Annotated in this window: 14 protein-coding genes; 4 read left to right on the top strand and 10 right to left on the bottom strand. The window is 64.2% G+C overall.

Annotated elements, in window-relative coordinates; translation table 11 throughout:
- Positions 1 to 37: 37 nt before the first annotated feature.
- The 4 genes from D6B98_RS09070 to D6B98_RS09055 are packed head-to-tail and all read right to left on the bottom strand — an operon-like array spanning position 38 to position 4355.
- A complete protein-coding gene (locus tag D6B98_RS09070) occupies positions 38 to 1204 on the bottom strand; it encodes an ABC transporter permease (protein WP_126256647.1) in 1167 nt (388 codons plus the stop codon).
- A gap of 2 nt (positions 1205 to 1206) precedes the next feature.
- On the bottom strand, positions 1207 to 2367 hold the full coding sequence (locus tag D6B98_RS09065) for an ABC transporter permease (protein ID WP_126256646.1): 1161 nt from the start codon (positions 2365 to 2367) through the stop codon (positions 1207 to 1209).
- Between the two features lie 9 nt (positions 2368 to 2376).
- Complete coding sequence (locus tag D6B98_RS09060; RefSeq protein ID WP_164718479.1) at positions 2377 to 3066, bottom strand: ABC transporter ATP-binding protein; 690 nt, start codon at positions 3064 to 3066, stop codon at positions 2377 to 2379.
- A 38-nt stretch (positions 3067 to 3104) separates the two neighbouring features.
- Positions 3105 to 4355: an efflux RND transporter periplasmic adaptor subunit gene (locus D6B98_RS09055; RefSeq protein ID WP_126256644.1), complete on the bottom strand. Its 1251-nt coding sequence runs from the start codon at positions 4353 to 4355 to the stop codon at positions 3105 to 3107.
- A gap of 191 nt (positions 4356 to 4546) precedes the next feature.
- Between D6B98_RS09055 and D6B98_RS09050 the strand changes: the two genes are divergently transcribed.
- Positions 4547 to 5821 carry a glycosyltransferase gene (locus D6B98_RS09050; protein WP_126256643.1) on the top strand — a complete coding sequence of 425 codons (1275 nt, stop codon included), beginning with the start codon at positions 4547 to 4549 and terminating at the stop codon, positions 5819 to 5821.
- A gap of 67 nt (positions 5822 to 5888) precedes the next feature.
- On the opposite strand, the gene D6B98_RS09045 is transcribed toward D6B98_RS09050, so the two are convergent.
- From D6B98_RS09045 to D6B98_RS09020, 6 genes are read right to left on the bottom strand one after another with little or no spacing between them, the layout of a single operon-like run.
- Positions 5889 to 6611, bottom strand: a complete 723-nt coding sequence (locus D6B98_RS09045; RefSeq protein WP_126256642.1) for an amino acid ABC transporter ATP-binding protein — start codon at positions 6609 to 6611, stop codon at positions 5889 to 5891.
- A 7-nt stretch (positions 6612 to 6618) separates the two neighbouring features.
- Positions 6619 to 7335: an amino acid ABC transporter permease gene (locus D6B98_RS09040; protein WP_126256641.1), complete on the bottom strand. Its 717-nt coding sequence runs from the start codon at positions 7333 to 7335 to the stop codon at positions 6619 to 6621.
- Complete coding sequence (locus tag D6B98_RS09035) at positions 7335 to 8033, bottom strand: amino acid ABC transporter permease (protein WP_126256640.1); 699 nt, start codon at positions 8031 to 8033, stop codon at positions 7335 to 7337. The genes D6B98_RS09040 and D6B98_RS09035 overlap by 1 nt, the downstream gene beginning before the upstream one ends.
- Before the next feature lie 26 nt (positions 8034 to 8059).
- On the bottom strand, positions 8060 to 8878 hold the full coding sequence (locus tag D6B98_RS09030) for an ABC transporter substrate-binding protein (RefSeq protein WP_126256639.1): 819 nt from the start codon (positions 8876 to 8878) through the stop codon (positions 8060 to 8062).
- 17 nt (positions 8879 to 8895) lie between these two features.
- The gene (locus D6B98_RS09025) at positions 8896 to 10107 is read right to left on the bottom strand and encodes an aspartate transaminase (protein ID WP_126256638.1); all 1212 of its coding nucleotides are present in this window, start codon (positions 10105 to 10107) and stop codon (positions 8896 to 8898) included.
- A 5-nt stretch (positions 10108 to 10112) separates the two neighbouring features.
- Positions 10113 to 10769 (bottom strand): RraA family protein, encoded by a 657-nt coding sequence (locus D6B98_RS09020; RefSeq protein WP_126256637.1) that lies wholly within the window; start codon positions 10767 to 10769, stop codon positions 10113 to 10115.
- Between the two features lie 137 nt (positions 10770 to 10906).
- On the opposite strand from D6B98_RS09020, the gene D6B98_RS09015 reads away from it, so the two are divergent.
- The 3 genes from D6B98_RS09015 (at position 10907) to hpaD (ending at position 14539) form a co-directional block, all read left to right on the top strand.
- Entirely contained in the window at positions 10907 to 11815 is a 909-nt protein-coding gene (locus D6B98_RS09015; protein ID WP_126256636.1) for a LysR family transcriptional regulator, read from the top strand.
- Positions 11816 to 12011: 196 nt separating this feature from the next.
- Positions 12012 to 13529, top strand: a complete 1518-nt coding sequence (gene hpaE / locus D6B98_RS09010) for a 5-carboxymethyl-2-hydroxymuconate semialdehyde dehydrogenase (RefSeq protein ID WP_126256635.1) — start codon at positions 12012 to 12014, stop codon at positions 13527 to 13529.
- A gap of 29 nt (positions 13530 to 13558) precedes the next feature.
- Positions 13559 to 14539 (top strand): 3,4-dihydroxyphenylacetate 2,3-dioxygenase, encoded by a 981-nt coding sequence (hpaD, locus tag D6B98_RS09005; RefSeq protein ID WP_126256634.1) that lies wholly within the window; start codon positions 13559 to 13561, stop codon positions 14537 to 14539.
- The last annotated feature ends 22 nt before the right edge of the window (positions 14540 to 14561 follow it).

The following is a 14561-nucleotide window of genomic DNA, read 5'->3' as shown; positions in this document are numbered from 1 at the left end:
GATGCCGCGGATGGCGGCCAAAGCGGTTGCCGAGCACTCAGGCGACGCGCAGCGCGTCGACGATCTTCATGCGGGCCGCTCGCACGGCCGGCAGGAAACCGCCGAGAAAGCCCATCACGAGAGCGAAGAGGAGCGAGCGCAGCACGATCTCGGGCGTCAGCACAAACCGAAATGCGAGCTCGGAGAGTGACGTCCAGTTCAGAGTCGAGATCTTCACCTGTGTCATGAGGGATGCGAACGAAAGTCCGACGACCCAGCCGATGAGCGAGAGCAGCAGTGCCTCGACAAGGAAGGCAACGAGGATTCGCGAGCGCCGAAATCCGAGCGCGCGCAGAACCCCCACCTCCATCATGCGGCTGGCCACGGCCGCATACATCGTTATCGTCGCGCCGATGACGGCGCCGAGCGAGAACAGCACCGAGAGCGTGAGCCCGAGAACCTGAATGAATCCGGAGAGCAGGCGCGACTGCTCTTCGTAGAAGATGCGCTCGCGCTTGGCCTCGATTGTAAGGCGGGGATCCGCTTCGAGGCGCGCCTTGAGCGTATCGAAGCCGGAGCGATCGGCGAGCCTTACCGTGATCGACGAGAAGAAGTCTCGTCGGAACGATTGCATGAGCTGCTCGCTGTCGCCCCAGATCTCGGAATCGAACCCGCTGCCGCCCGCGTCGAACCGACCTACGATCCGCCACTCCCGCTGGGCAAACCGGAGGCTCGATCCAATCTCGATGTCTTCGAAGCGCCCCGCGAGGGCTCGGCCGATTACGATCTCGTTTGATCCCGGACGAAACATGCGCCCCTCGGCTATTTGCACGTGCGGGCGCACGGCGAGGGCGGCCGGACCGACGCCGCGGATCAACAGGTTGCTCGCCTGCCTGGTCTTGCGCCTTGGCTGCGCGATCAAGACCGCCACTTCCTTCGATACAAGCGGCGCTCCTTCGGCCCCGATGACGATTTCGGGCTGGCTTTCGATGATCCTGGCCTGCCGGCGGTCGATCAGGCTCTGGATCTCGACTTCCGCAGAGCGGCGTACGAAGATGACGTTCGTGTCTTCGCCGGTCGCGACCAGCGTCTGCTTGAGCCCGGAATCAAGCATGAGCACGGCAGCGTAGACGAAGACCACGAGAGCCATGCCCGTCGCGGTGAGAAAATTGGTGAGCTTGCGCTCCTGCAGGTTACGCAAGCTGTAGGAGAGCAGCAGCGGCATGATCAGCCCAACGCCCGAAGACCGTCGACGATTCTGACGCGGGCTGCCCTGCGCATCGGCAATATTGCGGCGAGAATCCCGACCACCAGCGCTGCGAGCGCCTGCAACATGACGGTGTTGACGCTCACGATCAGAGTTGGGAAGAGCGTGGCGGAAAGTTCGGCAAGGCGCGCGGCGATCGGGGGCGTGAGCCCGATGCCGATCGCACCGCCGATCAACGCTATCAAGATGGATTCCCCGAGGATCAATCGCGCCACGTAGCCGGGGCTGAAGCCAATGGCCTTTAGCGTGGCGTACTCGCGGAGCCGCTCGCGGGCCGTCATCGCCATGGTGTTCGCCATCACGGCCAGGATGATGAAGATCACCACGAAGGAGACGACGCGAATGGAAATGAGGATCGCCTCGGTCTGCTTCACGAAACCGATCTGGAAAGCGCGCTCGGTCTCGGTGAGCGTCTCGGCAAGCGAGTTTCGAAACACTTCGTCGATGGCTTGACTGACGTCTGCGACGCTATCCAGGCCGACGACGTCGACGGCGAACAAGCCCACCTGGTCGGCTTGTGCCTTGGAGCGCACACGGAGCGTTTCGTTCAGATAGTCCCAGCGGAAGAAGAGCTGCGACGTGTCCGTTTTGGGGTCGCGGCCGTCGAAGACGCCGCAGATCACAAACTCCCAATTGCCGGGGAAGATGGTCCCGCGCAGCTGGATCACGTCGCCCGGCTTGAAGCCGTAGCGTTTGGCCAGTTTGCGTCCGACGATCGCGCCGCGGCGCTCGCGCAGAAAGGCGCGCCGGACCTCGTCCGGAACCAGTATCTCGGGGTACATATCGAGATAGCTTGCGGCATCGATCGCAAACTGGGGAAAGAAGTTCTTCGAATCCTTGTAGATGCCGCCGAACCAGTTCATGTGCGTGACGCGTCGCACGCCTTCGATGGCGCCGATGCGCTTCTGATAGGATTGCGGCAGCGGCAGCGCAAACGAGATGGCGTTGCGGGTCAGCAGCCGCGAAGGAACGGCGCTATCCACCCCCGCATACCACGTCTTGACGACGGTCTGGAGCACGCCAAAGGCGAGGATCGCGACGACGAGCCCGACGAGTGTCAGGGATGTGCGGAGCCGGTGCCGCAAGACGTTGCGCGCCACGAGCGTGAGCCACTGGCTCATGATCGGCGCTCACTCAAGGCGCTGCTCCACCAGATAGGAAAGATCGCCTTTCTCCAGGTGCATGATGCGTTTCGCATGCGCGGCTGCGCGATGATCATGTGTGACCATCACGATCGTCTTGCCCATGTCGCGGTTCAGCCGCTGCATGATCTCGAGCACCTCCTTCGCCGATTGCCGGTCGAGGTCGCCGGTCGGCTCGTCGGCCACCAGCACGGTCGGGTCGGTGACGATCGCCCGCGCGATCGCCACGCGCTGCTGCTGTCCACCCGAGAGCTCGGAGGGCAGATGTTTGACGCGATCGCTGAGGCCGACCAGACTGAGCGCGAGTTGCGCGCGGTCCCGGCGGTCGCGCCGCCCCAGGCTGGTAAGCGTGAGAGGCAATTCGACGTTCTCGAGCGCCGTGAGCACGGGCATCAGGTTGTAGAACTGGAAGATGAAGCCTACGTTCGCGGCGCGCCAGTCGGCGAGTTCGGCTTCCGGAAGGAGCGTGATGTCCTCGCCCCCCACCGTGATCGAGCCATGATCCGGACTGTCGATGCCGGCGATCAGGTTGAGCATTGTCGATTTGCCCGACCCCGACGGACCCATCAGGGCGAGGAACTCCTTGCGACGGATGTCGAACGTCAGTCTGGAAAGAACCGGGACGATCTGCGCGCCGCGGCGGTAGCTCTTGCTTACGTCGCTCAGCGCGATCAGCACGTCCGCTCCGGTCGGCCGGTCGGAGATGGAAAGCACGGTCACTTCGTGGCCTGCTTCACTGCGCGTCCGTCGACGAGATCTTCCAGCGGCCGGACCACGACGCGCGTGCCGGCCTTGAGGTCGCGAACCTCGATCTGGTCGCCTATCTTTTCGCCGAGATCCACGTTCCGCAGACGGGCCTTGCCATCCTCGACGACATAGAGATGCTGGCGCCCATCGACCTCGAAGACGGCGGCCGCCGGCACCGCGAGAACAGGCTTGCGCTCCTTCTCCGATACTTCACGCTCGAGGAAAGCCACCTTTGCGCTCATCTCCGGAAGCATCCTCGGGTCGCGCTGCACGAACCGGATTTTCACGAGGGTCGACGCCTTGGCGCGATCCACGGTCGGCACCATCCGGCTGACCACGCCCTCGAAACGCTCGCCGGGGATCGCGTCCAGCTGGATCTCGACCGGTTGCCCCACGTGGATGCTCAGGTACGACGACTCCGCCACGTCGGCTTCCACCTCCAGCGAGTCCATGTCGGCAATGGTGACGACCGCGCCCTTGGTGTCGACCGCCTGCGAGAACGGGGTGATGGTGTCGCCTACGTTGGCGTGCCGCGTGAGGACGACGCCGTCGAAGGGCGCTCGGATCTGGGTCTGTCCGACGGCAACTTCGGAGGCGCGGAGATTGGCCTGCGCCGCGGCGATGGCGGCCCCGTATCCGTTAAACGCAGCGCGCGCCTTGGCGAGGCGTGCCTCGGCGCTTTCGCGCGTCGAATCGCTGATGATGTTCTTCTCGCCGAGGGCCTCGGAGCGCTTGAACGCGATTTCCGCCTGCGTCAGCTCCGCCCGCCCTTGGGCCAGGTTGGCTTCCGCAACCTGCACGTTGGCGGCTGCCTGGTCGCGCACCGCCACAGTGTCGCTGCTCTCGAGCCGGGCGATCACCTCGCCCTCGTGCACCTTGCTGCCTTCGAGCACGCCGAGCCACTCGAGACGGCCTGTCGCCTTCGAGGCGACGGACGCCTTGCGTTGCGCAACGACGTAGCCGGTCGCGTTCAGCAGCGTCAGCGCCTGTGACGGATAGACGGAGTAGACGACCGCCGTCTCGACGACGATCTGCGCATGGCTGCGCCACACCCACGTCGCGCCCCCGATGCCGACGAGCAGGGCGAGGAGCAGCACGCGCCCCAGGATGCGGCGCAACTGCCTGCGGCGCCGGGAGCCGGCGCTACGGTCGATTGCAAGCGCGGAAAGATCGGAGGCGTCGGCTGCGCCGTCGCTTAGTAGGGCCTGGGGCAAAGTCATGGTTTGATCATGGATTTCCGAACAAAACAGCGCAGACTTTGAAGAAATATCCCGTTGAGAAAGCCGTAAGCCATGCGCTTGACCGGTGTCATTAGCATGAAGGGTCGCGCTTGACATCCATGATTTCGTATTCTCCAAATCTTCTCATGGCTTGAAACATAGCCGATGGCGCCCGCACCGACGCGATCGCCATGACTCGACACTTCGCAGACCGGAGCGGGACCATCAAGTTTGCCATCGCAGTCCATGGGACACGAGGAGACATCGAGCCTGCGGCTGCGGTTGCACGTGAGCTGCAGCGCCGCGGTCACGAGGTCAGGATGGCCGTGCCTCCCAATCTCGTCGGGTTCGCCGAGTCGGCCGGTCTTTGTTCGGTGAATTCCTACGGTCCCGATTCCCAACGCCAGCTCGAGGCGGAGGTTTTCCGCGACTGGTTCAAGTTGCGCAATCCCGTCAAGGTGCTGCGCCAGGCGCGCGAGTACCTCGCCGACGGCTGGGCGGACATGAGCGCGACCCTGACCGGGTTGACTGCCGGCGCCGATGTGATCCTGAGCGGTACGACCTATCAGGAGCTGGCCGCCAACGTTGCCGAGGCCCAGGGGGTGCCGCTTGCCGCCCTGCATTACTTTCCCGTCAGGGCGAACAATCACATCCTGCCGATTCGATTGCCCCCGACATTGGTCGATACCTTGTGGTCATTCGCCGAATGGTCGCACTGGCGTCTGTTGCGGCCGGCCTATGATGACCAGCGCCGTGCCCTGGGGCTTCCGCACTCCGGAATTCGGGCCGCGCGTCATATCGTCGAATCCGGCGCGCTGGAGATTCAAGCCTATGACAAGGTGTTCTTTCCCGGGCTCGAGGCGGAATGGGGCCGGAAGAGACCCTTAGTGGGCACGATGACCCTGCAATCCGCGACCGAGTTCGACGATTCCGTGAATTCCTGGATCGCCGCCGGCGACCGCCCTCTTTACTTCGGGTTCGGCAGCATGCCAGTCGATAGACCGGCGGAGACCGTTGCCATGATCACAGATGCGTGCCGGGACCTCGGCGAGCGTGCGCTGATCTGTTCGGGAGTCCTGCCGCTTGAAGGCACGGCTCCCACACAGGACGTCATGATCGTGCCTTCGGTCAACCACGCCGACGTCCTGCCGCGCTGCCGGGCCATCGTTCACCATGGCGGCGCCGGCACCACGGCCGCCAGCATGCGCTCCGGCGTCCCGACTCTTGTGCTGTGGATAGGCGCCGACCAGCCCGTATGGGCGACACAAATCAAACGCCTCGGCGTCGGCACCTCGCGTCGTCTCGCCACAACGACCCGGGACACCCTTCGACATGACCTGCGGACCGTTCTGGAGTCAGGCTGCGCCGCCCGGGCGCGCGAGGTGGCCGATCAGATGACACCGCCGAGCCGGAGCCTGACGACCACCGTCGCCCTTCTCGAAGGGCTGGCCGGCACGCGCGCGTGATGTCGAGACCACTCAGAGGACGGAAGCCGAAAGGGTTGGTCGAGGCGCTCGGGGGCCCTCGACTGCCCTACGCGAGCGTTCGGAGAAAACGTTGCAACCGGGGATGCGCGGAGCTGTTGATCAGGTCCGCCGGTCTGCCCCGCTCGACCACCGCCCCGCGTTCCATGAACCACACCTCGTCGGCCACTTCGCGGGCGAAGCCCATTTCATGAGTCACGCAGATCATGGTCATGCCATTGGTCGCAAGCTGCTTGATCGCGGCCAGCACCTCGCCGACCATTTCAGGATCGAGCGCCGAGGTCGGCTCGTCGAACAGCATCACCTCGGGGTCCATGGCGAGCGAGCGGGCGATGGCGACGCGCTGGCGCTGACCGCCGGACAGCTTGCCCGGCATCTCCTCGGCCTTCGCGGCGAGGCCGACGCGGGCGAGCTCGGCCAACGCCCGCTCGCGGGCTTCCGCCTTTCCCATCTTGCGCAGCTTGGTCAGGCCGAGGGTGATGTTGCCGATCGCCGACAAGTGCGGAAACAAATTGTAGGCTTGGAACACGAAGCCGACCCGCTGGCGCAGCCGGTTGATGTTGACGCCGCGCGCGCCGACGTCCACGCCGTCGACCAGCACGCGGCCGCCCTGGATCGCCTCGAGCCGGGTCACGGTGCGGATCAGGGTCGACTTGCCGCAACCCGACGGCCCGACCAGCACCTTGACCTCGCCGCGGCGGACCTCGCCGGAGACGCCGGCCAGAGCCTGCATCGCTCCGTACCATTTATCGACGCTCTCGAACCGGATCATGGCCGCCTCACACTGCCACCGCAACGGCCGGTGTCGCGACGGCGACGCGCCCGGCAGAAATTCGCCGCTCGATATATCGGGCCAGCGAAGTCAGCGCGAAGCACAGCACGAAATAGGTCAGCGCCAGGATGGCGTAGACCTCGAACGGCTGGGTCAGCAGCACGTTGTTGACCTGGCTCGCGGCGAAGGTCATTTCGTGCGCCGAGATGACATAGCCCAGCGACGTCTCCTTGATCGTCGAGACGAACTGGCTGACCATGCTCGGCAGCATGTTGTGCAGCGCCTGCGGCAGCACGATCTTCCAGGTTGTGGTCCAGTAGCCGAGGCCCAGCGCGGAGGCTGCCTCGAACTGGCCCTTGGGCAGGCCCTGGATGCCGGCGCGGATGATCTCCGATAGATAGGCCGCCTCATAGACCACCAGCGCGATGATCAGCGTTTCGACGCCGCCGACCGCGCGGCCGATGATCAGCGGCGAGAAGAAATAGGTCCAGAAAATGAACATGATCAGCGGCAGGCCGCGGACCGTGTGCACGATCGCGGTCGCAGACAGGCGCAGCCAGCGATAGGGGCTGAGCCGCGCCAGCGCCAGGCAAATGGCGAACGGGAAGCACAAAGCGAGCGCCGTCAACGCCATGAACAGCGTCATGGCCAGTCCGCCGATCGGTCCGTGCGGGTATTGCCCGACGAGGAACAGCAACCAGTTGTTCTGCAGGATCTCCAGCATCAGGCGTTCTCGAGCTTGAGGCGGCGACCGGCATAGGCGCCGCAGGCCATGATGCCGAACGAGATGGCGAGATAGATCGCGGTGGCGACTGCAAAGGCTTCGAAGGTCTTGAAGGTGTAGCTTTCGACCTCGCGCGTGCGGTAGGTCAGTTCGCCGACGCCGATCGCCATCGCGAGGCTGGTGTTCTTGAACAGCAAAAGCGTCTGGTTGATCAGAGGCGGGACCGCGATCCGGATCGCCTGCGGCAGCACCACGTAGCCCATCGCCCCGAGATAGCCGAAGCCGATCGAGCGTGCCGCCTCGTTCTGCGCCTTGGGAATCGAGCGGATGCCACTTCGGATGTCCTCGGCGACGTAAGCGGCCGCCGCCAGCCCAAGCGCGATAGTGGCCAGCAAGAACTCGCCGTGATGGCCGTTGATCCACTGCCGGGCCGGGCGGGGCAGCAGTGAGGGGACGCCAAAGTACCAGACGAAGATCTGCACCAGCAGCGGCACGTTGCGGTGGTACTCGACATACAGCGCGACAAACCACTCGAAGGGCCGGAACGGGATCATTCTGATCAGCGTCAAGATGATACCCATCGTCATGGCAAGGCACCACGCGGCGCAGGTCAGTGCGATCGTGACGGCAAGCCCGATCATGAACCAGTCGAAATACTGGCCTGAGAGGACCCCGCGGAGATCAAAGATATATCCCATCGCGCCGGTCGATATCGGTTGCGAACTCAGCCCTTGATCTCTTCGACCGGGAAATCGCGCTTGATGTTGAATGCGGTGCCTTCGCCGAGCCATTTGCCGAAGACCCTGTCGATATCGCCGGAACTTGCGAGCTTGGCGAGCACGGCGTTGACATGATCCTTGAGCGCGGCCTCGTTCTTGCGCAGGCCAAGGCCCCAGGGCTCGACGAACAGCGATTTCTCGATCACCAGCATCGGCGTCTTGGCCTGGCTCTGCTGGCGCAGTTTTACCAGGATCAGCTCGGAGGCGCAGAAGGCGTCGACCTTGTCCTGCACCAGCGCGAGGTAAGCCGACGACGTGTCCTGGAAGGTCACTGTCTCCGCCGTTGGAATCAGGCGACGCACGCCCTGCTCGGAGGACGAGCCCTTGAGCGCCGTGACCTTCTTGCCGGCGAGTTGGTCGAGTGCCGTGATGCCGGATTCCTTGGTCACCATCAGCTTCTGCTGGCTGACGAAATACGAATAGGAGAAGTCGATTTGCTTGGCGCGTTCGGGGGTGTAGCCAAGATTGGCGGCGAGAATATCGACGCGGCCCTGGATCAGCTCGGGGATGCGCGCCTCTACCGCGATCGGCTTCAGCTCGAGCGTAACGCGGAGCGATTCGGCGACCTTCTGGCAGATGTCCACGTCATAGCCGACGATCTCGCGGGTCTGCGGGTGCTGGAACGAGAACGGCTCGGCGGTGCCTAGCGTGCCGCAGATCAGTTTGCCCCGCGCCTTGATGTCGGCGAGCTGGTCGGCGTTGGCGGCGGTCGCCGCGCCGGCGGCGAGAAGGGTGGCCAATCCAAGGATCGAAATCAGTCGCATCGTACGTTCCCCTGCTATCATGGTCGGTGCAGCGCCTCGCAGGCGCGCTTCAGGCGCGCCCCGGCATCCTCGAGCGCATCAAGAGACGTCGCGATCGACAGGCGCAGATAGGGCGACAGCCCATAGGCCGAGCCGTCGAGCACGGCAACGCCCGCGTCCTCGAGGAAATACATCGCCACGTCGAGATCAGTCTCCAGCAAGCTGCCGTCGGGCCGCCTGCGGCCGATCAGGCCGGCACAGGACGGATAAATGTAGAAGGCGCCGTCGGGCGTCGCGCAGCTGATGCCGTCGATCGCGTTCATCAGTTCGACGGCCCGGTCGCGCCGTGCCTTGTAGGCGGCCCGCGCCGTGCCAACAAAACTTTGGTCGCCTTCGAGCGCGGCAGCGGCGGCGGCCATGCTCATGGCGGCTGCAGCCGACGTGGTCTGCGACTGGATCACGTTCATCGCGGCCAGCAGCGGCTTCGGGCCGGCGCCATAGCCGATCCGAAAGCCCGTCATCGCATAGGTCTTGGAAACGCCGTTGACCAGGAGCGTGCGTTCCCGCAACGCCGGCGCGATGGCCACCGGGCACACCGGCGCGCCGCCGTCGAAACGGATCTGCTCATAGATGTCGTCGGTCATCAGCGCGACGTGCGGATGGCGCAGGAGGACGCCGGTCAGCGCAGCCATTTCAGCGGCATCGTAAAACGCGCCGGTCGGGTTCGACGGCGTATTCAGGATCAGCCAGCGGGTGCGCGGCGTGATCGCATGTTCGAGCCCCTCGGCCGTCAGCTTGAACCCGGTATTCTCTCCACAGGGGACGATGACGGGCTTGCCGTCGCAGGCCAGCACCATGTCGGGATAGGACACCCAATAGGGCGCCGGCACGATCACCTCGTCGCCTTCGTTCAAGGTCGCGGCCAGCGCGTTGAAGATCACTTGCTTGGCGCCGCTGCCGACCGTGATCTCGTCGATCGCGTAAGTGACCCCATTCTCGCGCGCGAACTTGGCTGATATCGCCTTGCGCAGCCGCGGCGTGCCGTTGACCGGGGCGTAGCGCGTCTGGCCGGCGGCCATGGCAGCGGTGGCCGCCGCCTGGATATGGGCGGGGGTATCGAAATCGGGCTCGCCGGTGGTGAGATCGATGATATCGCGGCCTTGCGCCTTCAACTGCTGCGCGCGCATGCGCGCCATCATGCTGGGCGAGGGTTTGATCCGCTGGACGCGGGCCGAAAGCGGAATGGCCATCGTGTTCAGGGTGCCTTCGCCACGCCGATATAGGCATTGTCGAGCCGGCCTTCCGCGATTGCTTTCAGCGCATCGGCCTCCCGGGCCTCCTGCTTGCGCACCAGCGCCAGCAATTCGGCGGCATCGGCACGGTCGAACGTCACGACGCCGTCGGCGTCGCCGATCACCACGTCGCCCGGCATCACGACCATGCCGTCGACCGAGACCGGCACGTTGATCTCGCCAGGACCGCTCTTGTAGGGACCGCGATGGGTGACGCCCCGCGCGTAGCAGGGGAAGTCGGCCTTCACGAACGCATCTACGTCGCGGATCGCGCCGTCGATGACAAAACCGGCAACGCCGATCGCCTTGGCCCGGCTCATCATGATCTCGCCGACCAGGGCCTGGGCGAGGTCGCCGCTGCCGTCCACCACCAGCACGTCGCCGGCGCGGAGGATTTCATAGGCCTTGTGCAGGGTCTGGTTATCGCCGGGCCGGGTCTTCACCGTCACCGCCGTGCCGATCAGGCGGCCGGAGCGATGATAGGGCCTGAGACTCTTGCTGCCGTGCAGCCGGTTCATGTTGTCGGAAATGACGGCGACCGCGGCATCGCGAAAATCGTCGAGGATAGCGGCCGGGACGGGAGGGGCGCTGGGATTGATGCGATGGCCGATGGGGGACATGCGTTGATCTTGCTTTGGGAAAGGGCGTTGACGACGATCATGTGACTTGGCTTCAATGATGGAAAGTGAATAATATTCGCAGACATGATCGCTTTTTTTCATAGCTCGTTCGGCCGCTGGCGACCGAGGATTTGCCGATGCCGGTCAGCCTGAAGCAGATCGAGGCCTTCTACTGGACGGCGAAGCTGGGCGGCTTCACCGAGGCAGCTGAGCGGCTCCATCTGGCCCAATCGACGATCTCGAAGCGGATCCTGGAGCTTGAGGACGTCATCAAGGAGCCGCTGTTCGACCGGGCAAGCTACGCGTTGCGACTGACCCGGGCGGGTGCGGCGAGCCTGCCGATCGCGGCCGAGATGCTGACGCTGGAAACGCGCTTTCGCGAAGTCGCCGGCGGCTCGGGGACGTTCTCCGGTCCATTCCGTTTCGGCGTGACCGAGCTCGTGGCGTTGACCTGGCTGCCGAAGTTGATCGTCGCGATGAAACGGGAATATCCGAACCTGATCCCAGAGCCGGAGGTTGCGGCCAGCATCGACCTGTATGGAAAGCTCGCTGCCAACGAGATCGATCTCGTGATCGGGCTCGATCCGCCGCAAACTCCAAACCTGTTGTTGGTGCCGCTCGGGGCGGTGCAGCTCGAATGGGTCGCCGCGCCAGGCTTCGGACCGGCCGAAGACTGCATTCCGCTGCATGAGATGGCGAAATATCCCATCCTGAGCCAGACCCAGGGCTCGGGCCTGCAGCGTCTGGTGCTGGACTGGGCGGTCGCGAATGGCCTGCGGATCAATCGCGTGGTCCAGTGCAACAGCTTGAACGTGCTGGCCGGGCTCGCTGCATCCGGCCTTGGCGTCACCTTCCTGACCGCGAGCTATTTCGCCGACGAGATCAGGCGCGGGCGTCTGCGCGTGATCCGGACCGAGCCTGCGATTCCGCCGATCCGCTATTTCGCTGTGCGTCGCGCCGAGGATCTGTCGCCGCTTGCCGGCCGCATCGCAGACATTGCCCAGGTAAGCTGTGACTTCTCGGCCCGCAGCCTGCCGGGCCGGTGAAGCGGCTCCCGTCCGGCTGCGAGTCTGGCTTGCGCCGATCCCGACGCAAACCTCTTGACAGCGGCCAAAATACTTAACATGTTAAGTATGTGGGGCCAGCTACGCGACTTCGTGCGTCGAAGCGCGCATTGTTCGCTGCCGTCGCCCAAACAAAGAGCTGCCGGTCGCAACGGCTCGAACCAGGGAAGGACCCGTGATGTCCAAGCTTGCGGAAAACATCGCCAAGGCGGAACGCTACCTTGCCCGGTTCGCGGAGCATGGGGTGCTCAACCGCATCGGCGGCGAGGACGTCCCGGCTGCGGACAGCGCGACGTTCGAAACGATTTCTCCCGTCGATCTGAAGCCGCTCGCCAAGGTGGCGCACGGCAAGGCCGCAGACATCGATCGGGCCGCGAAGGCCGCGCACGCAGCCTTTCCGCAATGGGCCGAGACATCCGGGGAGGCCCGGAAAGCGCTCTTGCACCGGGTTGCCGATGCCATCGTCGCCCGCGCCGAAGAAATCGCCTTCGTCGAATGCATGGATACCGGGCAGTCCCTCAAATTCATGGCCAAGGCGGCGCTGAGGGGCGCAGAGAATTTCCGCTTCTTTGCCGACCGCGCGCCCGAGGCGCGCGATGGCAAGTCACTTCGGACCGACGGCCAGGTGAACATGACCACCCGCGTGCCGATCGGTCCGGTGGGCATCATCACGCCGTGGAATACGCCCTTCATGCTGTCGACGTGGAAGATCGCGCCGGCGCTTGCGGCCGGCTGCACCATCGTTCACAAGCCGGCCGAATTCTCGCCGCTGACCGCGCGCCTGCTGATCGAGATCGCGGAAGAGGCCGGTCTGCCCAAGGGCGTCTGGAATCTCGTCAACGGCTTTGGCGAGGACGCCGGCAAGGCGCTGACCGAGCATCCGCTGGTCAAGGCGATCGGATTCGTCGGGGAAAGCCGCACCGGCTCGATGATCATGAAACAGGGCGCCGATACGCTGAAGCGCGTTCATTTCGAACTGGGCGGCAAAAACCCGGTGATCGTGTTCGCCGATGCCGACCTCGACCGCGCCGCGGATGCGGCGGTATTCATGATCTATTCTCTCAACGGCGAGCGCTGCACCTCCTCCTCGCGTCTGCTCGTCGAGGCGAGCGTCTACGACCAATTCACCGCGACGGTCGCCGAGAAGGCCGGCCGGATAAAGGTGGGACATCCGCTCGATCCCGAGACCGTCATCGGTCCGTTGATTCATCCGGTTCACGAGAAGAAGGTGCTCGACTACGTCGAGATCGGCAAATCGGAGGGCGCGACGATTGCCACCGGCGGCCGCAAGGTCGATGGTCCTGGCGGCGGCTGCTACGTCGCCCCGACGCTTTTTACCGGCGCCAACAACCGAATGCGTATCGCACAGGAGGAAATCTTCGGGCCGGTGCTGACGGCGATCCCGTTCAAGGACGAGGCGGAGGCGCTCGCGCTCGCCAACGACGTCCAGTACGGCCTCACCGGCTATCTCTGGACGGCCGACGTCACGCGTGCCTTCCGCTTCACCGACCGGCTGCAGGCCGGAATGATCTGGGTCAATTCGGAGAATGTCCGCCACCTGCCGACGCCCTTTGGCGGTGTGAAGAGCTCCGGCATCGGCCGCGACGGCGGAGATTGGTCGTTCGATTTCTACATGGAGACGAAGAACGTCGCGTTCGCCACCACCGCGCATAAGATCCAAAAACTAGGCGGTTAAGCGGTCCGCAGCAGACCAAGGAGGACATCATGGCATTGCCTACGCCCAACCTTTATCCGCCATTCAACATCGTACGTCTCAGCCATGTCGAATTTGGCGTGAGCGACCTTGCCAAGTCCCGCGCGTTCTATGTCGACACGCTCGGTCTGCAGGTGACGGACGAAAGCTCCGATGCGATCTATCTTCGGGCGATGGAAGAGCGCGGCCACCATTGCATCGTGCTGAGGAAGTCCGACAAGATCGAGGCCCGCGATCTCGGCTTCAAGGTTTTCGGCGAAGAGGACCTCGACAAGGCGGTCCAGTTCTTCGAGAGCAAGGATCTACCGGTCGAGTGGGTGGAGCGTCCCTATCAGTCGCGCACGTTCCGCACCCGCGATCCGCACGGCATACCGCTCGAGTTCTATTCGAAGATGGATCGGTTGCCGCCGATTCATCAGAAATACGCCCTCTACAAAGGTGTGAAGCCGCTCCGCATCGACCATTTCAATTGCTTCTCGCCGAACGTCGACCAATCCGTCGCTTTCTACAACGAGATCGGATTCCGCGTGACGGAGTACACCGAGGACGCGGAAACCGGACGTCTATGGGCGGCCTGGACCCACCGCAAAGGCGGTGTTCACGACCTGGCGTTCACCAATGGCCGCGGCCCGCGCCTGCACCACACGGCGTTCTGGGTGCCGACCCCGCTCAACATCATCGATCTCCTCGACCTCATGGCGACCACCGGATGGGTGTCCAACATCGAACGCGGTCCGGGCCGCCACGGCATCTCGAATGCCTTCTTCCTCTACATCCTCGATCCCGATGGCCACCGCATCGAAATCTACTGCTCGGATTACCAGACCGTCGATCCCGATCTCGAACCGATCAAATGGGACCTGAAGGACCCGCAGCGTCAGACACTGTGGGGGGCGCCCGCGCCGAGATCCTGGTTCGAGCACGGCAGCCTCTTCGCCGGGATTGCGCCGCGCGACGCCGAGCTGGCGGCCCAGCCGATCATCGCCCCCTGATCGGAGAACACGTTCAACAAGG

The sequence above is a fragment of the Bradyrhizobium sp. LVM 105 genome (assembly GCF_003957705.1).
GTDB lineage: Bacteria > Pseudomonadota > Alphaproteobacteria > Rhizobiales > Xanthobacteraceae > Bradyrhizobium > Bradyrhizobium frederickii.
This window is presented reverse-complemented; position numbering and strand designations above follow the sequence as displayed.